The 25,030-nt window shown below is 62.0% G+C and carries 26 protein-coding genes and 1 tRNA gene; 11 read left to right on the top strand and 16 right to left on the bottom strand.

Annotated features, from left to right (window positions below):
- Nucleotides 1–34 precede the first annotated feature (34 nt).
- Both FJ948_RS25440 and FJ948_RS25435 read left to right on the top strand, forming a co-directional pair.
- Nucleotides 35–493, top strand: a complete 459-nt coding sequence (locus tag FJ948_RS25440; protein WP_027144815.1) for a phasin — start codon at nt 35–37, stop codon at nt 491–493.
- Between the two features lie 350 nt (nt 494–843).
- A tRNA-His gene (locus FJ948_RS25435) sits at nt 844–920 on the top strand.
- Nucleotides 921–1,966: 1,046 nt separating this feature from the next.
- On the opposite strand, the gene FJ948_RS25425 is transcribed toward FJ948_RS25435, so the two are convergent.
- The 3 genes from FJ948_RS25425 to FJ948_RS25415 form a co-directional block, all read right to left on the bottom strand.
- Nucleotides 1,967–2,449 (bottom strand): DUF2269 domain-containing protein, encoded by a 483-nt coding sequence (locus FJ948_RS25425; protein ID WP_140709328.1) that lies wholly within the window; start codon nt 2,447–2,449, stop codon nt 1,967–1,969.
- Nucleotides 2,449–3,735 carry an SDR family oxidoreductase gene (locus FJ948_RS25420; RefSeq protein ID WP_140709327.1) on the bottom strand — a complete coding sequence of 429 codons (1,287 nt, stop codon included), beginning with the start codon at nt 3,733–3,735 and terminating at the stop codon, nt 2,449–2,451. Before FJ948_RS25420 ends, FJ948_RS25425 begins: the two co-directional genes overlap by 1 nt.
- 174 nt (nt 3,736–3,909) lie before the next feature.
- Nucleotides 3,910–4,935: an NAD(P)/FAD-dependent oxidoreductase gene (locus tag FJ948_RS25415; RefSeq protein ID WP_246677620.1), complete on the bottom strand. Its 1,026-nt coding sequence runs from the start codon at nt 4,933–4,935 to the stop codon at nt 3,910–3,912.
- Nucleotides 4,936–5,002: 67 nt separating this feature from the next.
- Between FJ948_RS25415 and FJ948_RS25410 the strand changes: the two genes are divergently transcribed.
- The 8 genes from FJ948_RS25410 (at nt 5,003) to FJ948_RS25375 (ending at nt 11,638) form a co-directional block, all read left to right on the top strand.
- Nucleotides 5,003–5,341 carry a hypothetical protein gene (locus tag FJ948_RS25410; RefSeq protein ID WP_140709326.1) on the top strand — a complete coding sequence of 113 codons (339 nt, stop codon included), beginning with the start codon at nt 5,003–5,005 and terminating at the stop codon, nt 5,339–5,341.
- A gap of 262 nt (nt 5,342–5,603) precedes the next feature.
- A complete protein-coding gene (locus tag FJ948_RS25405; RefSeq protein ID WP_246677619.1) occupies nt 5,604–6,542 on the top strand; it encodes an ABC transporter substrate-binding protein in 939 nt (312 codons plus the stop codon).
- Nucleotides 6,543–6,552: 10 nt separating this feature from the next.
- Nucleotides 6,553–7,320: an ABC transporter permease subunit gene (locus FJ948_RS25400; protein ID WP_140709325.1), complete on the top strand. Its 768-nt coding sequence runs from the start codon at nt 6,553–6,555 to the stop codon at nt 7,318–7,320.
- Complete coding sequence (locus FJ948_RS25395) at nt 7,320–7,994, top strand: ATP-binding cassette domain-containing protein (RefSeq protein ID WP_181173819.1); 675 nt, start codon at nt 7,320–7,322, stop codon at nt 7,992–7,994. Before FJ948_RS25400 ends, FJ948_RS25395 begins: the two co-directional genes overlap by 1 nt.
- Nucleotides 7,991–9,166: an ABC transporter substrate-binding protein gene (locus FJ948_RS25390; RefSeq protein WP_140709322.1), complete on the top strand. Its 1,176-nt coding sequence runs from the start codon at nt 7,991–7,993 to the stop codon at nt 9,164–9,166. Before FJ948_RS25395 ends, FJ948_RS25390 begins: the two co-directional genes overlap by 4 nt.
- A complete protein-coding gene (locus FJ948_RS25385; RefSeq protein WP_140709321.1) occupies nt 9,154–10,116 on the top strand; it encodes a PQQ-dependent catabolism-associated beta-propeller protein in 963 nt (320 codons plus the stop codon). The genes FJ948_RS25390 and FJ948_RS25385 overlap by 13 nt, the downstream gene beginning before the upstream one ends.
- Nucleotides 10,092–10,838 carry an ABC transporter ATP-binding protein gene (locus tag FJ948_RS25380; protein WP_348643032.1) on the top strand — a complete coding sequence of 249 codons (747 nt, stop codon included), beginning with the start codon at nt 10,092–10,094 and terminating at the stop codon, nt 10,836–10,838. Before FJ948_RS25385 ends, FJ948_RS25380 begins: the two co-directional genes overlap by 25 nt.
- Nucleotides 10,835–11,638 carry an ABC transporter permease gene (locus FJ948_RS25375; RefSeq protein ID WP_140709319.1) on the top strand — a complete coding sequence of 268 codons (804 nt, stop codon included), beginning with the start codon at nt 10,835–10,837 and terminating at the stop codon, nt 11,636–11,638. The genes FJ948_RS25380 and FJ948_RS25375 overlap by 4 nt, the downstream gene beginning before the upstream one ends.
- Here FJ948_RS25375 and FJ948_RS25370 read toward each other — a convergent pair whose 3' ends face one another.
- The 12 genes from FJ948_RS25370 to FJ948_RS25315 form a co-directional block, all read right to left on the bottom strand.
- Nucleotides 11,639–12,055 carry a c-type cytochrome gene (locus FJ948_RS25370; protein ID WP_140709318.1) on the bottom strand — a complete coding sequence of 139 codons (417 nt, stop codon included), beginning with the start codon at nt 12,053–12,055 and terminating at the stop codon, nt 11,639–11,641.
- Nucleotides 12,036–12,914 carry a cytochrome c oxidase assembly protein gene (locus FJ948_RS25365; protein ID WP_140709316.1) on the bottom strand — a complete coding sequence of 293 codons (879 nt, stop codon included), beginning with the start codon at nt 12,912–12,914 and terminating at the stop codon, nt 12,036–12,038. The genes FJ948_RS25370 and FJ948_RS25365 overlap by 20 nt, the downstream gene beginning before the upstream one ends.
- Nucleotides 12,911–13,120 carry a hypothetical protein gene (locus FJ948_RS30770; RefSeq protein ID WP_246677618.1) on the bottom strand — a complete coding sequence of 70 codons (210 nt, stop codon included), beginning with the start codon at nt 13,118–13,120 and terminating at the stop codon, nt 12,911–12,913. Before FJ948_RS30770 ends, FJ948_RS25365 begins: the two co-directional genes overlap by 4 nt.
- Nucleotides 13,121–13,253: 133 nt before the next feature.
- Nucleotides 13,254–13,859, bottom strand: a complete 606-nt coding sequence (locus tag FJ948_RS25355) for a cytochrome c oxidase subunit 3 (RefSeq protein ID WP_140709314.1) — start codon at nt 13,857–13,859, stop codon at nt 13,254–13,256.
- Nucleotides 13,856–15,829, bottom strand: a complete 1,974-nt coding sequence (ctaD, locus tag FJ948_RS25350) for a cytochrome c oxidase subunit I (RefSeq protein WP_140709313.1) — start codon at nt 15,827–15,829, stop codon at nt 13,856–13,858. Before ctaD ends, FJ948_RS25355 begins: the two co-directional genes overlap by 4 nt.
- Nucleotides 15,826–16,821, bottom strand: coding sequence for a cytochrome c oxidase subunit II (coxB, locus tag FJ948_RS25345; RefSeq protein ID WP_140709355.1), 996 nt, complete (start codon nt 16,819–16,821; stop codon nt 15,826–15,828). The genes ctaD and coxB overlap by 4 nt, the downstream gene beginning before the upstream one ends.
- 14 nt (nt 16,822–16,835) lie before the next feature.
- On the bottom strand, nt 16,836–17,369 hold the full coding sequence (locus tag FJ948_RS25340; RefSeq protein WP_140709312.1) for a c-type cytochrome: 534 nt from the start codon (nt 17,367–17,369) through the stop codon (nt 16,836–16,838).
- Complete coding sequence (locus FJ948_RS25335) at nt 17,366–18,151, bottom strand: substrate-binding domain-containing protein (protein ID WP_224536677.1); 786 nt, start codon at nt 18,149–18,151, stop codon at nt 17,366–17,368. Before FJ948_RS25335 ends, FJ948_RS25340 begins: the two co-directional genes overlap by 4 nt.
- Before the next feature lie 61 nt (nt 18,152–18,212).
- A complete protein-coding gene (locus FJ948_RS25330; RefSeq protein ID WP_140709310.1) occupies nt 18,213–20,093 on the bottom strand; it encodes a methanol/ethanol family PQQ-dependent dehydrogenase in 1,881 nt (626 codons plus the stop codon).
- Nucleotides 20,090–20,794, bottom strand: a complete 705-nt coding sequence (locus FJ948_RS25325; protein ID WP_140709308.1) for a heme-binding protein — start codon at nt 20,792–20,794, stop codon at nt 20,090–20,092. The genes FJ948_RS25330 and FJ948_RS25325 overlap by 4 nt, the downstream gene beginning before the upstream one ends.
- 509 nt (nt 20,795–21,303) lie before the next feature.
- Nucleotides 21,304–21,579: a hypothetical protein gene (locus FJ948_RS30400; RefSeq protein ID WP_181173814.1), complete on the bottom strand. Its 276-nt coding sequence runs from the start codon at nt 21,577–21,579 to the stop codon at nt 21,304–21,306.
- A 141-nt stretch (nt 21,580–21,720) separates the two neighbouring features.
- Nucleotides 21,721–22,689, bottom strand: a complete 969-nt coding sequence (locus FJ948_RS25315; RefSeq protein WP_140709307.1) for a manganese catalase family protein — start codon at nt 22,687–22,689, stop codon at nt 21,721–21,723.
- 798 nt (nt 22,690–23,487) lie between these two features.
- Here FJ948_RS25315 and FJ948_RS25310 point away from each other — a divergent pair.
- Nucleotides 23,488–23,649 carry a hypothetical protein gene (locus FJ948_RS25310; protein ID WP_246677617.1) on the top strand — a complete coding sequence of 54 codons (162 nt, stop codon included), beginning with the start codon at nt 23,488–23,490 and terminating at the stop codon, nt 23,647–23,649.
- A gap of 140 nt (nt 23,650–23,789) precedes the next feature.
- Here FJ948_RS25310 and FJ948_RS25305 read toward each other — a convergent pair whose 3' ends face one another.
- On the bottom strand, nt 23,790–24,977 hold the full coding sequence (locus FJ948_RS25305) for an NADH-quinone oxidoreductase subunit D (protein ID WP_140709305.1): 1,188 nt from the start codon (nt 24,975–24,977) through the stop codon (nt 23,790–23,792).
- Nucleotides 24,978–25,030 lie beyond the last annotated feature (53 nt).

The raw sequence follows: 25,030 nt of genomic DNA, 5'->3' as shown, positions 1-25,030 counted from the left end.
CTGTCAAAGCCGCTGCCGCTGAAAAGGATGGAAAATGTCCAGGACCAAGACCGCCGAGACGATCGAAAACGTTGAATTCCCGAGCTTCGACGCTTCCAAGGCCACCGACCAGATGCGCGCTTTCGCCGAAAAGGGCGTTGAGCAGTCGAAAGAGGCCTATGCCAAGCTCAAGACCGGCGCCGAGGAGACCCAGAAGGCTCTGGAGTCGACCTACGAAACCGCCAAGACTGTTTCCAGCGACCTGTCGCTCAAGACCATTGCCGCGCTGCGCGCCAATGCCGAGGCCGGCTTCTCGCATCTCGAAGCCCTGATCGGCGCCAAGTCGCTGTCGGAAGTCGTCGAGCTGCAGACCGCCTTCCTGCGCAAGCGCGTCGAACTGACCGTAGAGCAGGCCAAGGACTTCCAGGCTGTTGCCTCCAAGGCAGCCGAGGACGTCTCGAAGCCGATCAAGACCGCCTTCGAGAAGGCGATCAAGGAAATCAAGGCTGCCTAATATCTGCGCATCGCCGGCGGATGCAACAAAAGGTCGCATTTTGTCGGACAAATAGATGTGAGATAGTGTCGGTCAAGTGAATACCCGGCGGGTGGAACCTCCTCCCTCCACCTCCGGGGTGACCAGCCAGCACCTCCTCCCGCTGGCTCGTAACAGGAAAAGGCCGGCACCTCCTCCCGCCGGCCTTTTTCTTTGCCCGGCGAAAGGTGCCCCGTTGTGGGGAAGCGACCTTTGCCTCGCAAAACTCTTGAATTAGAATCCATAAGCCCGTAAGGACGCATCGCCGAACGACAGAGCGGATCGCGGAGAATGAACCTTCCACCTCGATCCCGCTACCAACGTTGAGACGTGCCGTTGTAGCTCAGATGGTTAGAGCGCCGGATTGTGGATCCGGAGGTCGCTGGTTCGATCCCAGCCAACGGTACCATTGGCTTTCCCCATAAGGCGTTGAATTTCTTATAGAATTTTCGGGCCAAGCCGATTGTGATACAAATGGTGTATCAGAGGCCTAGGAAGACGACGCGAAGAGCATGATCCTGACCGCTTCCTGCAACTGAGGGGGGATCATTTCCACTACTACCGCAGGGTGCCCAGAGAGATCAGGGATCTCGACGAGCGTAGCGTGTTCGTTCGCCGCGCCTCGACACCACTGACCGTATAAAGGCGCGCACCGCCAGAGATCTCCACGAGGCTGCTGACAATGCCTTGTGGGCGTCGTTGATGCTGGGGGAAATCGCACTGCGGCGAGGCGTTCTTCCTTCGCTCGGTGATCTTGCAGAGCGCGTTCCAAGTGCTCGTAGAGCGCGAGCCATGCCTCACCATCGTCGCCTCGTGCCACGATGATCTCCGCGACGCGGTCGAGCGCGCGTTCAATCCGCTGTGCCGTGATTGGTCGAGGCGTGAGCGAGTATCGCCTCACGGCTTCGCCGTTCTGCAAGGCCATGAATGCAACATGCCATATAAGTAGGGACTCTCCTGCTGCAGTGGAGGCCTGCGTTCAGCTCGGGCTGCAATCTGCGGCTGCGACCTGAAAATGGGAAACACTCTCTGCTCGTCGGGGGCTGGTAGCGGGAGACCGCTACATCGCAATACCCACTATTGGGGGAGCGTTCTTTTCCTATCGGCGGCATGCCGCGTGACAGCCACGGTGAGCAAGCCCCACGAGTCGAAAATTACGATATGTTGGAATGAATGAACAGCGTCATGGCCCAGGTAAACAAGGTAGCCGCTCCATGCCAGTCCAGGCTCTGTCGTTCAAGGATTAGCCAAAGGATTGCGTAGGCCAACAAGATCAGGAATGCCGCGGGGCGGGAGGTCCATGTGCCGATCGAGTTGAGCACGCCGGTGACGGGATGGTTGGCCATCCCAAAGAACTCGGTGAGCCTGGTTCCCCACTGCGGTACATTGCGCCGTAGGAGCCAGCCACGTGAGACAGACCAATTCGCGGCATGATGATTCGGCGATCCTGCGCAGCTACAACGCTGGCCACTCGATTGCCGGGCGCGCAACCATCAGCCAGAAAATGGCGAGGACCGCGCCGAAAGCCGGGAAGCCGAAGACAAACCAGCGTCTGAACAGCTGATTGTAGCGCTCGGGCGGGGCTTGGTTGGACAGGGCAGCCTGTGTCGCCAGATTTCGCATCTCGATCTGCATCCACACGACAGGCAGCCAGAAAACGCCGGTTACGATGTAAAGCGCAATCGAGAGAATGATCCAGCCTTCGGACAGCGAATACCCCGCAACCCAAGCAAGGCCTAGTCCGGTCAGGGGTTGTACGACAACGGCCGTAGCCGTGAACAGGAAATCAGCCAGGACGACAATGCGGGCGACGGCGGCGATCGTCGCGGCGTTTCCGGTCCGGTGTGCCATAAGCATGAAAAACGCAATGCCGGCGCCAGTCCCGAGCAGCACAGCCGCACCGATGACGTGAAGGTATTTGAGCACAAAGTACATCATCAGCGTTCCTCCAGAATGGCCAGCGCTGCAAAATGCAAAACGAGGGTCGGGAAGATCTTCAACAGCGGCCCGAGTGGCTCATACCAAAGATCCGGCCGCAAAATGCTCCCGGCGACCGCATAGAAAAGCGATACCGTGATTGCGCCGAAAAGACCTAGCCGGCTGGTTGGGCGCCAAGCGATAAGCGTCCCCACGACGATGTCAGCCAGTGCCCCGGCGACGACCGCTGGTTCGGCCAATGCGCCGGCAGCAGTGCCAATCAGCAAGTCAACTCCGCTGCGCCAGCCGACGGTGAGGGAAATGATACCGGTCAGAATCCAGAAGAGCGGCAAAACGACAAACAGCGCCGGCTTGACGAAGTAAAGACCGGCGAACCATCGCTCCTGCACCGTCGCAGGATTTAGACGTAGTGCAGCTGGGAGACTGGACGGTTGAATGCCGGTCGCCGTCATCCACGGCCGGGGATCACCGACAGCGCCACGCGTGATCTCTTTTGCAGCATTGGTGCGCATCGGCGGGCGCCAGCCTAGCTGAGCCGCGGCATCCCCCAGCCTGTACAAGATAGCTGCGGTCCAATTGGGCAAGATGAACTCGCGAGCATGGTTCCATCCGAACCAGCGGCGATAGCAACCGACGACCTCGCTCATCGAGAGCGCCACGGGCCCAGCAAGTTCCAGCGTGAGGCGCGATGGGCTGCCGGGTTTGAGGAAAAAGAGAACGGTGGAGATCACGTCATCGAGCTGAACGACCTGGAGACGGCCCGTGTCGGGCATCAACGGCAAGAGCGGCAAAGCCGCGAGGCCCCGAAAAAGCGCACTTGCGCCGAAAGCCGGCCTTCCCAGCACCACTGAAGGGCGCAGGATTACCCACTCAAGTCTACGCGCCATCAATGCTTCATCGCCGGCAAGCTTGCTGGCGGAAAAGGCGGACGGCTGCTGGCAATCGACCCCGATGGCGGAAAAGTGAATGACCTTGTTCACACCTGCCTGCTCACATGCGATGAAGAGAGCAGAGGCGCCGGTCATATGGACATGCCGGGTGTTTTCCCCGGCGCTATCCTGCAGAACCCCGGCACAGTTTACGACGGCGTCCACACCGGCCAGATAGGGCGTCCAATCTTTAGGTCGCAAGGCTCGCGCCATATCCAGTGAAATGGCTCGGGTCTCAGTATGGATGCCGGTATCTGGATGGTGAAGCACGCGAACCACCTCATGTCCCTCACCAGTCAGGAGCGCGCAAAGCGCCTTCCCAATCAGACCTGAGGCGCCGGTCACGAGAATTCTCATTCCTTGCTCCCACCGTTCGCCGGCGCGTGCGCCCTCATAAACCCTGCCACCGCGCCTGAGAGAACTTGATCGAAGCCGAAGCCAGCAGTGTGACGCCGGGTGGAACAAGCTCCAGGCGACAACGCAGCGAAGAGTTTTCCGGCGGTAGAATGCGTTCGCATCTGCAGGTCAACTTCATCGACATTTCGTCGCCGGCTCGGCGCAATCGCGCAGATCGTTGTGAATGTGAGTTGCAGCCGTGGCGGCATGTCCGAACGCAACGGCAATTTGATTGAGCCCCTCGGCCACGTCACCGATGGCATAGAGTCCTGGCGTTGAAGTCTCAAGGTGCCGGTTGACCATGACATAGCCCTCTTCGTCACAGACAGCTCCAAGCGCAACCGCGAGTTCGGAGCGTACGTCGCAGCCCATCGAAGGGTACACCACATCGATGTTGCGCATCGGGGTACCATCGGCCATGACGACATCGAAGCCAGTTCGTCTAGGGACCAAGTCATCGACAGCGTCCCAGATTTCTACTCCGCCTGCCAATGCGACATCGCGGGCAGCCTCGGAAACATCATCCGGGTAGTTGGCGAGCAAGGCAACTGGACTGCCATATTCCTTCAGGAACAGAGCCTCCCTGACGGCGAGATGCTCCGGGCCAACGACGCCGATGCGGCTACCCCTGGCCTCATACGCATCGCAAACCGGGCATAGTCTGACAATGCCATCCGCGATCGCCTGCTGCAGTCCTTTAATCGAAGGGGCCTTGTCCACAATGCCCGTTGCCAGAATTACGCGCCTTGCTTGGATCATCCCGCAGGCCGTCGTCAGAAGAAAATATCCCTCGCGTTTTTCGGCGTGAGCTACGTAATCGTCGGCGACGCTCGCCCCGTACAGGCGTGCTTGGGCTCGTAGCCGGCCGAGCAGTTCTTCCCCGTTGATGCCCTCGGGGAAGCCCGGACAGTTATGCGATTTTGGAATGAGCTTGGCGCGCGCATCCCCCGCGTCGAATGAGATCACCGAACGCAGAAACCTGGCTAAATACGTGGCCGCGGCGAGCCCTGCAGGGCCGCCGCCGACGATAGCAACGTCAAAAATTTGTGAGCCGGAAGAACGTGGCATAGCGCCCAACCCGCGCAAAACAACCTTGTTCCACGTGTCGAATGACACGCGATAAGAGCGAACCTCGATCCGAGACATAAAGAGAAAGGCCACTGCCAAGTCTCCGAAACGTCGTAGCTGCCACCCGTGAATACAGCGCCACAGGGAAAGTGAAACCATCATGGAACTTCGGATCACCGCCGGGCTTAATCTGGCGAAAGGGTCTGAGATGAGCGTGACGAGAGAGTTTTTTGAAAACTGGCTACAGGAGAATGTCGGCACACTTCCTGGCCGAGAGGAAGTCAGCGTTGCGGTGCTCGCCCAACAATTCGAAGAAGATGCCGAGGTGGCTGGTTACGGGCGCGACGTAAGGGAGGACGAACTCGGAAACATCGAGGATGCTATCGAGCAAGCGATCAAGAACGGCGGGCGCGGGGTGGCGAGCCAGAGATCCGAAGGGGACGATCTGGTGCCTGTAATGGACGCGCTGGAGGTCGATGATCCCAAGAGCGGACCGTAGGCCCCAACAACCGCCTTCCGTTCGCCTGACCAAGCCCGCGGGCAGTGGCATAGCGAGGCCCGTCTCGTAATGGGCGCCAGGTCAATTCCGAGTCAGTTCCATGCACCGTAGAGGAACATTCCTGCCGCCAAGACGTTAGGTGAGTTCCTTCACACCGGTGCGCTCCGTGCTAACTGCGAACCTCCCAGGCGAATGGCAGACCCGGCACGAACAGGGCCACATCTCGCGGCGGACGGCTCTTGCAGCTATTGGCTGTTGGCTGTTGGCTGTCTCCTCGGAAGCCGAGGCACAGCCGCAGCCGCGCGTGCGGTTTGGCGTGCTGGGATATGGCACCGCTGCTTGGGAAGTCGACGTCATGCGGCGGCACGCGTTGGACACCGCACACGGAGTATCAATCGAGGCGCAGCGGCTTGCTGGTGCCGAAGCGGGCAAGACCGCATTGCTGGCGGGCAGTGTCGACGTTATCGTTTCGGATTGGGTGTGGGTTATGCGCCAGCGGAGCGAAGGCGCCGATCTGGTCTTCTATCCCTATTCTCGTGCCGTCGGCGCACTGGAACTGCCACAAGGTTCGCCCATCCGAACTGTTGCGGACCTCAAGGGCAAAAGGCTTGGGATCGCGGGTGGTCCGCTGGACAAAAACTGGATTCTGTTGCGCGCGCTCGGCCTCCGTCAGGTGAAGCGCGATCTTGCTGAAGAGGTGCATCCGGTGTTCGGCGCGCCCCCTTTGTTGGAGCAGGAATTCCTGGCGCGGCGACTGGATGGCCTGCTGACATTCTGGAATTTCGCCGCCCGTCTCGAGTCAGGGGGAGCAAGGCCTCTGCTCAGCGTCGCGCAGATGCTGCAGGGGCTTGGCGTATCCGCCGAATTGCCGATGCTCGGCTACGTCTTCCATGAAAGCTGGGCCCGAGCCAACCCGATTGCCCTCACGCGATTCACGAACGCCACTGCGGCTGCAAAGTCGCTGCTCGCGTCCTCGGACGATGAATGGCGGGTACTAACGCCCCAGTTGGGCACGGCCGATCCTCACCTCCAGGCAGCACTGCGCGACGCTTATCGAGCCGGAATCCCTCGTCGCTTCGGCAAAGGCGAACGTGATGGCGCAGCCCGGTTGTTTGCAATCCTGGCCGAACTGGGCGGCGAGGATATGGTCGGCAAGGCAACGAGCTTGGATCCCGGTGTTTTCTGGGCCATACCGGCTTGAGCTGGCGATCATGACCGAGGTCTCAGCCATTACCACCAACATTCAGCGTTGGCAGTCCGCTGCGGCATTGCTTGCCATGGTGCTTACCTGGCAGATCGCGGCATCGATTGCCGCCGATAGGCTGTTTCCCGGTCCGGTCCAGGTTGTTTCGGTTCTCTTGCACGAAGCGGTTCGGGGCGAGCTGCTATACCACCTCGGCATCTCGCTCGCGCGCGTTGCCGCAAGCCTTGGGGCGGCAATCCTGATCGGCGCGGTCCTTGGCTACGCGGCAGGCCGCTCGCGCCGGGCCGACGTCTGGATGAGGCCTTGGATCGTGTTGCTCCTCAACATGCCGGCGCTGATCACCGTCATCCTGATCTATATCTGGCTGGGCCTTGCCGACACGGCGCTTGTCCTGGCCGTCGCGCTCAACAAGATCCCCAACGTTGTGGTGACTATCCGTGAAGGCGCCGGCCGGCTGGACAAGGACTTTGCCGAAATGGCCGAGCTCTATCGTTTCGGCCGCGCCGCGATGCTGCGGTATGTCGTGCTGCCCCAACTGGCGCCTTTCTTCCTGGTCTCCCTGCGCAACGGGCTGGCACTGACGTGGAAGATCGTGCTGCTCGCCGAACTGCTCGGCCGCTCCAACGGCGTCGGGTTCCAGCTGCAGGTCTATTTCCAGAACTTCGACGTCACCCATATCCTTGCCTACGCCATCAGTTTCGGTGTCGTGATGCTTGCCATAGAGTATGGGCTGCTTGTGCCGTTGGAGCGCCATCTGCTCACATGGCGACGCTGATGCTCAGGATCAGAATCGAGGAGAAGACTTTCCCGGGTGACGACGGCCAACGCCGGACGATCTTTTGTCCGCTGTCGCTCGATATAGCCGACGGGCAGGTCTGCGTCCTGACCGGGCCTTCCGGTGTCGGCAAGTCGACGCTGTTGTCGATCGTTTCTGGGGTCGACGACGAATTCTCGGGCAGCGTGAGCGGCCGTGCGCTTCCAGTAGGCATGCTTTTCCAGACGCCGAGGCTGCTGCCGTGGCTCACCGCCTTGCGCAATATCGAACTCGCCGTCCCCGGCCACGCGCCCGATGCCGCCCGGTGGCTCGCCGCCGTCGGCTTGAAAGGTCATGAGCAGGATTATCCGCAACGTCTCTCCGGCGGCATGGCGCGGCGCGTAGCGCTGGCCCGGGCGCTCGCCGTCGAGCCCGCGCTCCTGCTCCTCGACGAGCCGTTCGCGTCACTCGACCAGGCGACGGCGCAAGCCATGCGCCGCCTGCTGCAGGATAGTTTCGCCAAGCGGCGCCCCACCACGCTGCTGGTCACCCACGATCTCGCATCCGCCTCGTCGCTGGGCGACCGGGTCATCGTTCTGGAAGGATCGCCGGCGCGCATCGTGCGCGACGTCGAAATTTCACGTCGCGATGAAGCGGGATCGGCGCGCTTTAGGCTGGGAAATTCGACACAATGAGACTGATGCTGGCCCTTCTTTATCTTTTGTCGATCGCCGGCCTTGGCGCCGCCGAGGAACAAACGATGGTGATCGGCTATATCGGCCAACAGCGCAAACCCGCTCTGCCCCTGGGACCCCTTGACGAAGCCGTCGCCGATGACGGCCTGCAAGGCGCGAGGCTCGGTATTGCCGACGACGACAGCACCGGCCGGTTTCTTGGGCAGAAATTTCGGCTGGAGGAAAGGATCCTGGCACCCGCTGAAGCTCCGGCCGACGCTGTAAGGCAATTCGCCGATGCCGGCATCGCCTTTGTCATTGCCGATCTCGATGCCGGTCAGCTTCTGCAGGCCAGTGCCGCGCCCGGGGCTGAGCGGATGACGTTGCTCAACAGCCGAGCGCCGGACGATGCGCTGCGCCAGCAGAATTGCCGCAGGAATGTTCTGCACACGATCCCGAGCCGCGCCATGCTCGCCGACGGATTGGCGCAATATCTCGTCTGGAAACGCTGGCGGCGTTGGTTCCTGCTCGTGGGACCACATCCGCAGGATCAGGCCATGGCGGCGGCCTTTCGACGGGCGGCGGCTCGCTTCGGAGCCGAGATCACGACCGACCAGCCATGGACCTTCAGGCCAGCCAATGGACGCGCCGACACCGGGCATGTCACGCTGCAGACCGAAATACCGGCGGTCACGCAGGTCAGCGACTATGATGTTCTCGTGGTCGCCGATGAAGCGGATGAATTCGGCGCCTATCTGGAGGGGCGCACTGCTCTGCCGAGGATCGTCGCCGGTACCCAAGGGCTGGTCGCCACAGGCTGGAGCGCGGTCAGCGAGGAGTGGGGCGCCACGCAACTCCAGGATCGTTTCCACAGGCAGGCCGGGCGCTGGATGCTGCCCAGCGACTACGCCGCCTGGCTCGCTGTGCGCAGTATCGGCGAAGCGGCGACGCGTCTGCACAGTCTCGATACCGCGGCAATCGGCAAATATATACGCGGCGATGCGTTTCTTCTCGCTGGCTTCAAGGGGCAGGGGCTCACTTTCCGTGCCTGGGACGGACAGATGCGCCAGCCCATTTTGATCGCCGGGCCGCGCCTGCTGATCTCCAGCTCGCCGCAACCGGGCTTCCTGCATCAGCGCACGCCGCTCGACACGCTGGGCATCGACCTGGAGGAGAGCACATGCAAGTTCTAATGGCGTTGTTGCTGGCGGCGTTCGCTCTTGCTGTTCCCGCCGCCGCGGAGACCATTTACGTGTCCAATGAGCAGGACAACACCGTCGCGGTCGTCGATGGCGCGACGATGACTTTGCTGGCGACGATCGACGTCGGCCGACGTCCGCGCGGACTGGCGCTCTCGACCGACAACAAGATGCTGTTCGTCGCGGAAGGCGACGACAACCGCATCGACGTGGTCGACGTCACAAAGCGCCAGCTGGTCGGGCAGTTGCCGTCGGGAGCCGATCCGGAATTCTTCGCGGTCCATCCGGACGGCAAGCGGCTGTTCGTCGCCAACGAGAACGACAATCTGGTGTCGGTGGTGGACATCGCTGCCGCCAAGGTCATCGGCACGGTCGATGTCGGTGTCGAACCGGAAGGGATGGCGGCCAGCGCCGATGGCCGCTATGTCGCCTGCACGTCGGAGACCACCAGCATGGTCCACCTGATCGACGCAGGCACGCTCGAACTCGTAGACAACCTGCTGGTCGACACCAGACCGCGCGCGACTTTGTTCTCGCCGGACGGCAAGCAGTTGTGGGTCTCGTCGGAGATCCGGGGCACCGTGACCGTCTTCGACACGGCGACACACGCCCAAACCGGCAAGATCGAGTTCGCGGTGCCGGGTATCCGACGCGAGGGCGTGCAAGCGGTTGGCATGGAGATGTCCCGCGACGGCGCGACCGCCTATGTGGCGCTTGGACCGGCCAACAGGGTGGCTGAAGTCGATGTGAAAACACTGGCGGTCCGTCGGCTCTATCTTGTTGGCCAACGACCCTGGCACGTTGCGCTGTCCGCGGACCAAAGGCGTCTGGTGAGCGCCAACGGCAATTCCGGCGACATATCCTTTATCGATCTCGAGAACCAGGAGGTCGTGAAATCGCTGCCGGTAGGCCGCGGGCCATGGGGCGTTGTGATCGGCCCATGAACGCCTTGTCGGTCGAGCACCTCAGCCACAGCTTCGGAAGTCGACGGGTTCTGGATGACGTGTCATTTTCGGTGCCGGAGGGCGGAATGTGCATTCTGCTCGGCCGCAATGGCGCCGGCAAGACGACATTGTTCTCGCTTGTTACAGGTCTCTATCACGCCCGCGCCGGGTCAGTCCTTGTCTTCGGCCATGCGATGAAGTCTAGCCCATCAACCGCGCTTGCCGAGATGGGTGTCGTCTTCCAGCAGCCGACGCTTGATCTCGACCTGACAGCTGGCGAGAACCTGCGCTATCACGCCGCCCTGCATGGGCTCCCCAAAAGTTTGAGCAAGGAACGTTCCGGCGAGGAGCTCAGCCGGCTCGAAGTGGCCGACAGGATTGATGATCCTGTTCGCGCCCTGTCGGGCGGCCAGCGGAGGCGTGTCGAGATCGCACGGGCGTTGATGCACCGGCCGCGCCTCCTGTTGCTCGACGAGCCGACCACCGGCCTCGATGTGCCGGGCCGGCGCGCGCTTGAGCGGCATGTGCGCGACCTCTGCCGCGACGGTGGCATTGCCGTGCTTTGGGCCACGCACTTCCTCGAAGAAGTGGCCCCCACCGACAATGTCGTGGTTCTGCATGAGGGAAGTGTGCGTTGGGGCGGCCGCGCCGACCGCATGGCCGCCGCTGTCGGAGTGGCCGATACGGCCGAGGCGTTCGCGTCCTTGACGAGGTCGCCATGAAGATGCATCACGCCTGCCGGGCACTCACGGGCATCCTGCGACGGGAAATGCGGCGCACGCTCAGGCAGCGCGGCCGTCTGTTCTCGGCGATCGTGCGGCCGCTGGTCTGGCTGGCGATCTTCGCTGCCGGCTTCCGTTCCGTGCTGGGCCTGTCGATCACGCCGCCCTACCAGACCTACGTGCTTTACGAAGTCTATGTCGTGCCCGGCCTGGCGGCCATGATGCTGCTCTTCCACGCCATGGCGAGTTCGCTGGCCATGGTCTACGACCGTGAGATGGGCAGCATGCGCCTGTTGCTGACGGCGCCGTTGCCGCGCTGGTACCTGCTAGCCGCGCGACTGCTCGCCAGCGTCATTGTCGGCCTGCCGCTGGTCTATCTGTTCCTGGTTATCGCGCGCTATTGGGACGTGCGGCCGCCGGCTCTCGGTTATGTTGCGGTGTTTCCGGCGCTCTTGCTGTCGGGACTGATGCTTGGTGCCTTCGGATTGCTGGTATCGTCGGTCTCGACGCAGATGGAGAACTTCGCCGGCGTGATGAATTTCGTCATCTTCCCGATGTTCTTTGCCTCGACGGCGCTCTATCCGCTCTGGCGTCTCGCCGAGGCGGGGCCGGTCCTGGCAACGATCGCCGCCTGGAATCCTTTCAGCTCGGCGGTCGAGTTGATCCGCTTTGCGCTGTATCTGCGGTTCGATGCCGCCTCGGCCCTGGTCGTACTCATCTGTCTCCTAGCGTTCTTCCTGGCAGCCGTGGTCGGCTATGACCCCGGTCGCGGCCTGTGGTCACGACGCCCCGGAAGCTAATCACTTGAGGGCGTAGAGGTAGGCAGCGATATCGCGCGCCTGCTGCTCCGTAATCCCGGTCGATGGCATGGCCGTGCGCGGATTGATCTCCCTGGCCGATCGTATCCAGCGGACCAGGTTCTCCGGATTGTTGGCCAGGAAGCCGCCGATTATGACACGGTCGGCAAGGCTGGCGTCGAGGCGAGGGCCCACTTGCCCCTGCGCGCCCGGCACACCCGTTATCGTATGACAGCCGGAGCAGCCATTCGCGGTCATGATCGGCAGGGCGCGCGCTACCTCACCGCCCGTGGACGCCTCCGCCTCGTGCCGGATGCGCGCGGCCCGATCGGACCACCAGGTCAACCCGGCCACGACGGTGATGAGCAGCACCAGCGCGGCGCTGGCGGCGGCAAGCAGTTTAGACAGGCCCGAGCGCATGCGCCGCCACCCTCCTTCCGCTCGTCTTGATCCACAGCCCGGCCAGCAGCAATGCTGCCCCGCCGTAGATCAACCCGGCCGGCACCCACATCACCAGCCCGGCAAGTTGCTGATCTTCCAGCGGGCTCAAATTCCACAGCGCCGCACCGATGGCATTCTCCGGGTACCAGAGCCGTGGCGAAACCAACAGGAGAACGCCGAGCAGGCCGGTATGCAGCGAGGTGACGAAGAGATGCATAACCGCGCCGCCATAGTTCTGCTGACGGCCGGAGCGCGGCAAGATCACCCACCAGAACAGCAGGCCGGTTCCAAGAAAGCTCGCGTGCTGGGCATAGTGCAGCACGCCGCGCTCCAGTGCTGCCACGAACAGGGCCGGAATGTGCCACATCCATATGGCGATGCCATGCATAATGGTCGCGCTTAGCGGCCGGGTAGCGAAAGCCCAGGCCGCGTTCAACCATCCGGCGTGCCCGGCAATTCCCAGAACGCGGCGGAACCGGGCGGGGAGACCCCACATCAAGGCCGCGGCCGGGCAGGCAGCGACCAGCAGCGGCGCAGCCACGGCCATCAGCAATTCATGCTCGATCATGTGGGCCGCGAACACCTGCTCGCCGAGCGCATGAATGGGACTGACCAATGCGGCCGTCAACACGCCCCATCCGGCGGTGAACAGCAGCGCCTGACGCAGCCGCAATGTCCTGCCGCGGCCGCTGCGCCGCCAAAGCCGGCTCGCGCCCACGACATAGATGATACCGAGAACGGCAAGCGGCAGCGTGATGGGCAGCGCGAGCGTCCACCCGGCTTCTGGCGCGCCGGCACCATAGCAGATCGAGGTTGAGAACAGCGCGTCGAGGTTCATCGCAAGCACTTGTCCAGGATGAGCGCGGCGCTGCCTTGCATGACGACGACAAGTGCGAAGAGCAGCGCCGACAGCATGCCGAGATTGGCGACGAACCGCTCGGTGTCGCGCGTACGCTCCGGTTTGAAGGCCGCGCCTCCTTCACGCTTCGCCCGCCAGGACAGCGCCCCGCCTAGCAGCGAAAACAAGACGAGCAGCAGCGCCAAGGGGAGCACCACCGGCACCTGGTGGTTGCATTGCCAGGGAACCAGCGCATAGTTCAGCTGCGTCGAGAGTGCCCAAGCTAGCGGGCCTGACAGTAGGCCACCCCAAGACGTTCCAAAACGCAACGCACGCATCTCAGCCTAGCCTCGGCATCCAGTAGATGAGCAGATAGATCGGAATCCAGGTCAGGACCACGAAGTCCCAGTAGAAGACATTGTCGCCGACATCGCCGAAGCGCCGGCCGCTATAGCCGTGACGCGTGAACATCAGCACCGTCAGCACGATGGTGTCGCCGACATCGGTTATGAGATGCGTGGTGTGCAGCCCGAGCAGCACCCAGAGCATGGATCCATAGGCATTGGTGTCCCAATAGATGTTGAGAGCCGGGAATTCGAACCAGCGCACCACGAGCGGAGCGATGCCGAACAGCGACATGACGATCATGCCGATCCGCACCGGCAGCATGGCACACCGCTCGGCATAGCGATGGAGGATGTGGTTCGGCACAAGGCTGACGATGAGCAAGATGGTGACGATCGTTCCTGGCCAATGGTTGGGCTCCGGTGCGCTTAGACGCCAGCTGGGCCACAGGGTCGCGAGATAGAGATAAGCGCCGGCCGCCAGCGCGAAACCCGTGCCTTCCAGCGCCATGAAGCCGAGTGTGCCCCACCAGGTCGGGCTGCGCGCGCCATGTCCAAAGGTCGGCAGGTCGGAAATATCGGCGGCGGGGCGCTGCTTCATTCTTCGTCCTCCGGATCGCCCTTGGGCCAAAACCATCCGATCAGCGTGATGGCGATCGGAGCGGCGCCCCATACAACCGCCCATGGCGTGAAGATCGAATAGACAAATGTCGCGCCGACGGAGATCGCCGCCAGCAGCGGCCAGATGGAGGGTGCCGCCGATTTCTCGCGAATGTCTGGATGGGCTTCCGCCACGGTCGAGATGAGGAGCTCGCGCGCATCGACCCGCAGCCCCGTCGCCACGGGCAGCGCCTCGCGCTCAGCCCAGAGCGGCTCGACATGCGTGGCGATCGGAATACGCGCGAAATTATAGCTCGGCGGCGGCGAAGACGTCGCCCATTCCAAGGTTCCGGCATTCCAGGGATTGTTCCCGGCTGGTGCGCCTTTCAGCGCGCCATGCGCAAGATTGAAAATGAACAGGACGAAGCTCAGGAAGAAGAGCACAGCCCCGGCCGAGATGAAAAGGTTGATATTTCCCCAGCCAAGCTCGGCCGGATAGGTGTAGACCCTTCGCGGCATGCCCCACAACCCGACGAGATGCATCGGGAAAAACGTGGCGTTGAATCCGATGAAAGCCAGCCAGAAGTGCCAGCGTCCGAGACGCTCGCTCATCATCCGGCCGCTGATCTTGGGGAACCAGAAATAGGCCGCGCCCAGGAGCGGGAAGACAGAGCCGCCGATCAGCACGTAATGGAAATGGGCGACGACGAAATAGGTGTCGTGTACCTGGAGGTCGAGGGGTACCGAGGCGAGCATGACGCCGGTGAGGCCGCCGATGACGAAGATGAAGAAGAAGCCGAACACGAACAGCAGCGGCGTTCGGACCACTGGTCTGCCGTCCCACAGGGTCGCCAGCCAGCAGAAGATCTGCACGCCGTTGGGAATGGCGATCATCATGCTGGACGCTGTGAAGAAGCTGGCGCCAAGCTTCGGCAATCCCGTGGCGAACATGTGGTGGACCCACAGCCCGAACGACAGGAAGCCGACCGCGACCAGCGACAGGACAAGCCCGAGATGACCGAATGTCGGTCGCCTGGCAAAAACGGGAATGATCGAGGACACCATGCCCGTAGCGGGCAGGAAGATGATGTAGACTTCCGGGTGGCCGAAGAACCAGAAGAGATGTTGGAACAGCAGAACATCCCCACCTTCCGCCGGGTTGAAGATGTGCGTGCCGACCAGCCGGTCGAGGATCAGGAAGGTGGAAGTGATCATCACCGCCGGCATTGCGAAGACGACGACGAAGGAGGTAACCAGCATTGCCCAGACATAGAGCGGGATCTTGTCCAGCGACATGCCAGGGGCTCGCTGCTTGAACACCGTGACGATCGTCGCCACCGCGACGGCCAGCGAGGATACTTCAGTATAAGTGATCATCTGCGCCCAGACGTCGGCCCGCTTGCCCGGCGCGAATTCGGGGCCGGACAGCGGCACGTAAGCAAACCAGCCGACATCGGGCGCCATGTTGAGCGCGAAAGATACCCAGGCGAAAACGCCACCTGAAACGTAGATCCAGTACCCGAACGCGTTCAGGCGAGGGAACGCGATATTGCGGGTGCCGACCATCAGCGGCACGAGATAGATTCCTGTTGCTTGGACGATGGGCACCGCGAACAGAAACATCATAGTAACGCCGTGCATCGTGAACAGTTGGTTGTAGAGGTCCGGCCCGATCAGGCCGCGCTGTGGACCTGAGAGCTGGATACGCATGGCGATGGCATTGAGCCCGCCCAGGCACAGAAATACGAAGGCCGTGATCAGATAGCGCCGTGCGATCACCTTGTGATCGACGCTGGACAGCGCTCCGACGATGCCGGGGGGCGTGCGCCAGGTGCGTTCCAGCCAGCGATGCAGGCGGGCATCGTCCATCCCCGTATCGCGCGGTCCGTCGCGTTCTGGAGCAATGTCGCCCTTGGACGCTGTATCCGGTTTCGAGATATCGCGGTCGCCTGTGATATCGGCGCTGCTCATTTCAGGCCCTCGAGATAGGCGACGATGGCGTTGAGCTCGTCGCCGTCAAGATCGACCACCGGCATATGGGATCCGGGCTTGACGCCTTGCGGGTCGGCTATCCAGGCGGCGAGATTGCCGCGGCTCATCGTCAGTGTTCCGGCCGCCAGCGTCTTCCTGCTGGCTATATGGGTGAGATCGGGGGCGACCGTTCCTCCCGCGGGCGTGCCGCCTATTCTGTGGCACATCACGCAGGGGCGCCTCAGAAACAGATCTTCGCCGGCTTTGGCCTCGTCACCTGCCGGGGCCACGGCCGGCTGCAACTGGTCGTTCCACCAGGCATCGAACTTTGCACGCGGCTCGGCGATGATGAAGGTGCCCATATTCGCATGCTGCGCGCCGCAGAACTCGGCGCATTGACCCCGGTAGACGCCGGGCTTGTCGGCTTTGATGTCGAGCACGTTAATGTGGCCGGGGATGAGGTCGAGCTTGCCGGAAAGGCTCGGGATCCAGAACGAATGGATGACGTCGGTCGAGGTCAAAAGAAGCCGGACCGGCTCGCCGGCAGGGATATGGATCTCGTTTGCCGTGGTCAAGATGCGGCTTGGCGTTGCATCCTCGTAGCGCACCTCCCACCACCATTGATGGCCCGTGACCCGAATGGTCAGCGAGGCATCCGAGCCGATCGCGGCAAGCGTCCTGTTGGCGAAGAAGCTCAGCAAGGTCAATCCGATCAGAATGGCGGCGGTCACCGCGACGGCGGTCAGAACCACGCGCAGCTTCCGTCCTTCGGCGCCGGCGTCGATCGCGAGCGGTTCCGCCTGCGCGCGCGACCGCATCATCAGCGGCGCGGCGAGGGCGATCATCACCAGCACCCACACCACCGCGCAGAGGCCGGTGAAGAACCAAATCAGCCATGCCTGCTCGCTCGCCGCGGGACCTTTCGGGTCGAGGACCGATTGCCAGCCCGCGCACCCCTGGAGCAACAGAGCACCAGCGGTGGCGAACGCCATCGACACGGGGCGCTTCACGGCGACTTCCCCAGCGTGGCGGCATCTGGCATGCGGTTTTCCGACGGATGCACCATCATGTCGTCATTGCGTTGCGGCGCGGCGGAAGACGGCGCGTTGCCGCTGAGCGAGCGAACGTAAGCCGCAAGCTCCCAGATCTGGTCGTCGGGGATCTTGTCGCGGAAACTCGGCATCCCATTCGGCCGACCGTCGCGGATCGTAGCATGGATGCTTTCCATCGAGCTGCCATAGATCCACTTCTCGTCCATCAGCGCCGGCCCCATGCCACCCCCACCGTTGGCATGGCAGCCCGAGCAGTTGAACCAGCTGAACAGGCGCTTGCCCTCGCTCATATGGAAGGCGTTGGCCTCGAAACTCGCCGCCTTGTTGTCGGTGTGAAAGGGTCTTTCGCCGCCGGGCTCGAGCGTGGTCACAGGCGTCGGCTGCTCGCCGGATCCAAGCGCCGATTGCGGCCGCGTGTCTCGCTCCTCGCGCTGGCAGGCAGCCAGGACCAGCGTCGCCGAAACCAGCACGGCAACCCGGCGTATCATCGTGCCTTGCTCCCGGAAGCGTCGAGGCGGGGAACGCTATATTGCGCCAGCACGGCGTCGATCTCGGCCCTGTGCCTGGCCAGCGCTGCGTTCACCTCGCCGCGCAAGGCTTCGTCCTCGCGCCGTACGCCCATGGAGATATCGTAGACCATCGGCAGCAACGGCCCGTCTATGGCTGGCCTGACCGGCGTAATGCGGAGCGGCACCTTCTGCCTGGCGGCAAAATAGCCGGCAAGCGGTCCCCAAACGACCGCGAGGTCGATCTGACCTGCGGCCACCGCTTCGACGATGCGCGCCGGGGGATTGGGTGCGGAATAGTCGCCATAGACCGGATAGCCGACGAGACGGCCGACGACGCCGCGGCGACCAAGCGCCTGGACGGGCGGGGAATTGGCGCCGTCATCGCCGATAAGCTGCACGCCGATCCGCATGCCGCGCAGGCGCGGATCGTTGAAAGAACTGATGTCCGGACCGTCCTGTCGCGTGACGAAAACGTATGACGACCTGTAGTAGGGTGTGGTGGTGCGCAGCATTTCGAGATTGGCCGGGGTGCCGGGAACAAGATCGCACAATCCCGCCTTCAGGGTGTTGCGCACGAAGCCGCGACGCTGGGCCCACCACGTGTAGGACAACTTTGCGCCGAGCTCGCCCGCCACGATTTGCGCGATTTTGTTCTCGAACCCCTGACCGGCCGCGTTGGAAAACGGCATGTTGTTGGGATCAGCGCATACCCTGAGCTCGCGTCCGTCGGCTGCTCTCGCCGCATCCAGCGAACCCAGCATGCCGATGCCGATCGCAAGCAGCACGAGGACCCTGCGTCCCAGCCTCACGACCGTCGCAAATCTATCGAGGCAGCCGAAACACATAGAGCGTGCCTCCCGCCGTTGTCGCGTTTTTCAGATCCTTCATCGCGTTGACGAAGCCCAGTGCCGCCGTTGCATCGCGGGGGTCTAGGTCGCCCGAGACGATCGCGCCGGCCCAGCCGCCCACGCCCGAGAGGATGGCGACATATTGGTGCCCGTCGGGTCCGCGATAGGTGATGGGCTGGCCGATGATCCCCGACGAGGTCTTGAACTGCCACAGCAGATCGCCGGTCCTGGCGCTCACCGCCTTGAACCAGCCTTCCATCGTGCCATAGAAGACGACGTCGCCGGCGGTCACCACCGCGCCGCTCCACACCGGGAAATTCTCCTTGAGGCTCCAGGCGGGTTTCTCCGCCGCGACATCCCAGGCGGTGAAGGCGCCGCGATTGCCGCCGGGCCCGGGGATCATGCGGACGTTCATCCCCACATAGGGCGTGCCGGCTATGTAGTTCACCTCGACGCCTTCTTCATCCATGCAAAGATTGTTGTGCGGGATGTAGAGCAGGCCGGTCTTCGGCGAGAACGCGGATGGCTGCCAGTCCTTGAGGCCTGATGCCGTCGGACAGATATCGCGAACGACCTTGCCGGTTCCGGTCTTCTTGTCAGGGTTTTCGATCAGTCGGCCCGTCTTGAGATCAACACCTTTGCTGGAGTTGACGGGGCCGAAGGGTTTTGCCGACAGGACTTCGCCTGTGGTCCGGTCGAGGATGTACAGATAGCCATTGCGCTCCGGCCGGACCAGCACCTTGCGCGGCTTGCCCTGCCAGGTCATGTCGAGCAGGATCTGCTCGTTGATGCCGTCATAGTCGTGGAGGTCATGCGGGCTCCACTGATAAAACCATTTCGCCGCCCCGGTGTCGGGATCGCGTGCGAAAATGCCAGACGTCCATTTGTTGTCGCCCGGCCGCAAATCCGGGTTCCATGGTCCGGGATTGCCGGTGCCGTGGAAGATCAAGTTCAGATCGGGATCATAGGAAATCCAGCCCCACATGTTGCCGCCGCCGATCTTCCAGGCTTCCGGCGGCCACGTGGTGACGCCAAGATCCTTGCCCTTGTCCATGTCGTAATGCGGCTTGAAAGTCGGCCCTATCAGCACGTCCTTGTCCGGCCCGGTGCCGTAGGCGGTCCAGACGACATGACCGTCGCCGGCGTCAAGCGCCTTGACCCAGCCGCGAACGCCCATCTCGCCGCCGGAATTGCCGACCAGCACTTTGCCCTTCACCACAAGCGGCGCCATGGTGATGGTCTCGCCTATATTGATGTTGCCGATATGCGTGTTCCAGATCGGCTTGCCCGTGTTCGCATCGAGGGCAATCGTGTGGCCGTCCAGCGTGTTGAAGAAAACGCGTCCATCGGCGAAGGCCGCCCCTCGGTTAACGACGTCGCAGCAGGCCACCCCCTGTGCCGCCGGCTCGGGATTGGGTTCGTACTTCCACTTCATCGGGGCGCCTGGCCTGGAGAGATCGAGCGCATATACGATGTTGGGGAAGGGCGTTACGATATACATGGTGTTGCCGACGACCAGCGGCGCCGCTTCTTGCCCCTTGTTCACACCTGTCGAGAACGTGAACGCGACCTGCAGGTTCTTGACGTTGCCGTCATTGATCTCGGAGAGTTCGCTGAAGCGCGTCGACGCGTAGTTCTTGGCCGGCATCGTCCATTGGCCGTCATCGGGTGGCGAGGCTGCGGCGGGCGGTACGATCGCGCCTGTCTGAGGGGGCTCCGAGGCAGCGCCCAGAAGCGGCAGGCAGGCGAGCAGCGTCACCAAAAGGATAACGCCAAAGGAATTCCCGGCTGTCCATTTGCGGGTATGTCGTTGTGCGTCAACGCGCGTTAATGCCAACTGCGGCAAAGCTTTCATTTTTTGATCGAGCCTCCCACGCCGGCACCGAGTTCGGCCGCGATGTCGGCTTCTGTTCCGGCACAAAGCGGATGGCCCCAGCCCGAAGCGCTTTTGCCGCCGGGGTCCAGATCGTAGACAATCGCGTCCTTGCGATTTGGATTGACGCCTGCCGGGACCTTGTCGAAGCCGAGCGCCGCGCGGATACGCCAGGCGACATTGTGATCGGCGCATGAGGAATCGCCTGAAACGCCGAGGCCGCCGACGATGCTATTGCCGTCGTAGAGGGCGAGCCCGCCCCCAAACACCACGACACCTCCGACCGGCTTGCCGACCAGCGGATCGCTCGCGCTGCCGAAAGTTTTGGGATCGCCCGCATAGGCCGCAGCCTGGTTGACCGGATTGGTCGCCTGCAGGCCGAATAGTGGCCCGCCCGGCTGCGCCCCCGCATAGAGATTGGCCGTCGACAGGGCCATCTGAGCCAGGCTGAGACCGTTGGCCGTGTTGGCTTTCTCCGCTGCGATGAGGCGGCTCCCAGGCCATTGCGAGTCGGCCGTGGGCCCACTGAACGCAACCGCGCAGACGGTGCCGTCACGAGCAACGATGGCTGCCCATTCGTTAGTTTCAAAGCCGCCATTGGCTGGGCCGCCGCTTGCCTTCACGTTGGCCTTGAGTACACCAAGCAGCCTGTCGTGATCGGCCGGGCAGGGCTGCTGCGCCATGGCCTTATCCTGGTGGAAGAGGCCACCGATCAGCAACAGCAGAGCAAAGACAGGTACGAAAAGCTGAGAGCGGTACATTGTCCCGGGCATCCGTTCACATGACAAGAAGACCCCCGCCAGATGGAGAGTGCGAGGATATGTCGTATGCGTTGGTGTCTAACTCGCGTAATGCTTCTATGTTCCTGCTTTGAAAAATTCGTGCAGCTGGAGTTGAAGCCTGGGGTTCCATAACGGCTGGACCCATGTCCCTGCGCCACGGTCGCGACGAGTACTTGATGCTTGAAAACGCGACCGGGATCGCGCAAACGCACTCGCCTCTCCCTGAGAGCGCTGTTGCCGTTGTCACAGCGTTCGGCGATGGATGATCTCTTCAATAAGTTTGGCGTCGGCTTCGTATTCCGCGGCCGGCTGGCCATTTGGCTGGCTAGTCTATGTCTTTCCCGAGCGGCTTCGCGTTTCGCCGTCCGTTTCGCCAACTCGGCCCGCTGCTGGTGCGCTCTTAGAAGGCTTCAAAGAGCCTGTTCCGCATCGTCCGCCTGGGCCTGCATCAAAACGTCTGCTTCGAACGCATGTCCGGTGTGACAACGGTAACGGGCAATCGGCCCGTCTTCGAGGAGAGCCGCCGGAATGTCCGGCGAAATTTCCCGGACAAGTCTCTTCAGCGCGTCGACGCCCCCCGCCGAGGCTCCGATTGCGACAATGCACCGGTTCTCGCAACCGTGAGCACGGACCTTCTCCGGCTGTCCCGCATGTTCCGACAGCGGTAGCGGTGCGGCGGTGGCCATGTGCTTCACCCACGTTCAGCAAAGATTTTTTTGCGAGCACTCCGGCCAGGCCGCCGCTGCCGGTCGGATGCCCTGCTTTCGTCATCAGCTTCCTGACCCGTCGCCGAACCTAGGTGTCCGGCAACGACGTTCTACTCCGAACTAACGCTTACGTGCGCGTTTGACGGCAGCCTCTGCCATGGCCGGGGCCTCCTCAATGCTTGCCGCGCCGCCAAAATCCGCGTTCTTGGTTCGGCCAGCTCCCGGACCCGCACCTAGATCAGCGCCTGTGGTCGGATCGGAACTCGGATCGGAAAGAGTACGGTCGGCCATCTTGGCCACCACCTTCATGTCTTTGGCCCCCAGCTTGACCGTTGCCAAGCCGTCTCCGCCGTCGACGGGCATCACCTTTTCAAGGTCATCGATGCGGTCCCACTCTTCGCCGGAATTCCAGGGGCCAGTGACATCGCCGTCGCCCTGGGAGGTGTTGACGTACATGCTGGCGTACTTCTCTACGCCTGGCAGCTTGCCTGACGGGAAATTGTTTTCGATCGCGTAGAGTGCTTTCTCAAACGACTTCTGGTGAGCGATCTCGCGCGTCATCAGGAAGCCGAGCGCGTCCTTGATGCCCGGGTCGTCGGTGATGTTGATGAGGCGTTCGTAAACGATCTTGGCGCGCGCTTCGGCTGCGATATTCGATCGCAGATCCACCGTAGGTTCGCCGCGCGAGTCGACATAGGCCGCGGTCCAGGGAACGCCGGCCGAATCGCACAGCGCGGGAGCGCCGCCGAACAGAATCGATTCCTTGGCTGTCGTACCGCTGGCGCCGATCATCAGGTAGAGCTCCGCCTCTTTCATTTGACCCTCGGCAAGTTGTGCCTTGAGCCCCTTGTTCAGCATGGTGACTATCGATCCCACCACTTCGAGGTGGCTGAGTTCTTCGGTCGCGATGTCAAGCAGCATGTCGCGACGGCCGAGATCGTCTTCGCCAAGGCCTTGGGTGAAATATCGCATCGCCGCGGCAAGCTCACCATCGGCGCCGCCGAACTGTTCCATGATCATACAGGCGAGGCGGGGATTCGGCTCCGAGACGCGAACGGTGTATTGCAGGCGTTTGTTGTGCATGAACATGGACATTTCTCCGGTTAGACCGCCCGAACCTCACCGCAATATGATTGTTCCATCCGGCGGCCGAGCCTCGCGCCTTTCTTTAGTGATGATGGATCCCGGCCAACGGTGTCATCGACCCTCCCACAGCCGTAAGCCGATGTAGGCTATATCGCCATTGCCCATCATTCCCCGATAGGAACATATTCCCCGTGCGGCGATTACTTCATTTTCTGAGGCCGAACCATGTCCAGGACTATTGCCGATGCCATTTGCGATCGTACAGGCCCGACGAGATCGGCCGCGGTCCTACTGATCTGTTTGACGTTTGAGATCGGCGTCTTTCAAGCCGCTGCCGCGACATTCGGGGCATCTGATCGTTGACCCCTTGCAGCCCCCTCCGTGCACTCCATGTGGGCAACAAGTCCCGTTTGTGGACAACCATCTACTGCAATCGAATACCTTGCCGGCGCCGAGACACCGCCGGCACTGAACTTTCGGAACCCTACCAAACGCCACCTGCCGAACTATCGGAAAGGCAAGAACGCAGGTAGTCAGAATTAGTTTCAGCCAATCCATTGGGACCAGGCACTAGCCTGCTAAAGGAATCGTTCTCCGTCGCCCCTGTGCTCACAACAAAACCAATGCGAGTCTTGGCGGTGCCGGGCAAATCCGAAGCCAGCATGCTTCGCGCACCCGGTGTGCTCGCATACGTGGCCGAGCGCTTTCGCGCGCACGCTGGAACAAGCGACCCGGCACAACATGCTTGTGAAGGTGGAGTGCAGTTGCGGCAACGTCTGCTACTGCAGATCGGCCGATCTTATGAAGGTGTACGGCGGCGGCATTGATCCGTTGAGGCTGAAATTCGACTGCAACCGGTGCAGGCCTTCGATCAAGGTTACCCTTCTGGAGGTGCATGCCGAGCACCTGGCTAAGCGGCTGATGATCCACAAGCCGATGAGGGTGGACGGCGAGATCGTCTAGTACACGGAGAGGTTTAGGGGATGAAAATCGAGCGATCGAAGGAGACGCCGTCGGGGAAGCCCAAGTGAAAGCTCCGAACCGCATCAGTTCACGGCGTGGAGTGGCCGAGGGCGCGCCTGCAAACTGCTGACCAGCGACGACTAGCGATCCACATCACCCAAGACGATGTCCAACGATCCGAGGACCGCGGTGACGTCGGCCAGCATATGGCCGCGGCAAAGGTGGTCCATCGCCTGGAGATGAGCGAAGCTCGGAGGCCGCAGCTTGCATCGGTAGGGCTTGTTCGTTCCATCCGACACCAAATAGACGCCAAACTCTCCTTTCGGGGCTTCCACCGCGGCGTAAACCTCGCCGGCGGGTACCCGAAAACCCTCGGTGTACAGTTTGAAGTGGTGGATCAACGCTTCCATGGACCGCTTCATGGCCGCACGTTTGGGAGGAACGACCTTGCCGTCGAGATTGGAAACAGGTCCAGTCCCCTCCTTTGCTAGCAGGTCGACGCACTGGCGCATGATCTTAGCAGACTGCCGCATCTCCTCCATGCGCAACAGATAGCGGTCGTAGCAATCGCCATTCTTGCCGACCGGGATGTCGAAATCCATCTCTGCATAGCACTCGTATGGCTGGGACTTGCGCAAGTCCCATGCAGCACCTGATCCACGCACCATCACGCCGGAAAAGCCCCAGGCCCAGGCTTCATTCTGGGAGATCCGCCCGATGTCGACATTGCGCAGTTTGAAGATGCGGTTATCGGTGAGCAACCTGTCCAGGTCATCCACGGTCTTAAGAAACGGGTCGATCCAATTTCCAATGTCGACGATCAAATCTGGCGGAAGGTCCTGGTGCACGCCGCCTGGCCGGAAATATGCTGCATGCATGCGCGATCCACTCGCCCGCTCGTAGAAGACCATCAGCTTCTCGCGTTCAACAAAGCCCCATAAGGGCGGCGTCAGCGCGCCCACGTCCATGGCCTGAGTTGTCACATTCAGCAGATGAGACATGATCCGCGAGATTTCACTATAGAGAACCCTGATCAACTGCCCACGCCGCGGCACGGTCAGGCCCATCAGTTTTTCGATCGCGAGGCACCAGGCATGCTCCTGAGACATCGGTGCCACGTAGTCGAGGCGGTCGAAGTAAGGCAGGGCCTGAAGGTAAGTTTTGGCTTCGATCAATTTCTCCGTCCCGCGATGCAGCAGGCCTATATGGGGGTCAACACGGTCGACCACCTCCCCATCGAGCTCGAGTACCAGACGAAGCACGCCATGTGCGGCAGGATGTTGGGGGCCGAAATTGATGTTGAAGTTTCGGACGGAATTCTCTGCCATGCGGGCACTCCTCGGGAGCCCGCCTAACCTCTCGTCTAAGCCGTTGTTCCGCT

Source organism: Mesorhizobium sp. B2-3-12, assembly GCF_006442205.1.
In the GTDB taxonomy this organism is placed as follows: Bacteria; Pseudomonadota; Alphaproteobacteria; order Rhizobiales; family Rhizobiaceae; genus Mesorhizobium.
Note: the sequence above shows the minus strand (reverse complement) of the source record. Positions and strands in the feature narration are given on the sequence as shown.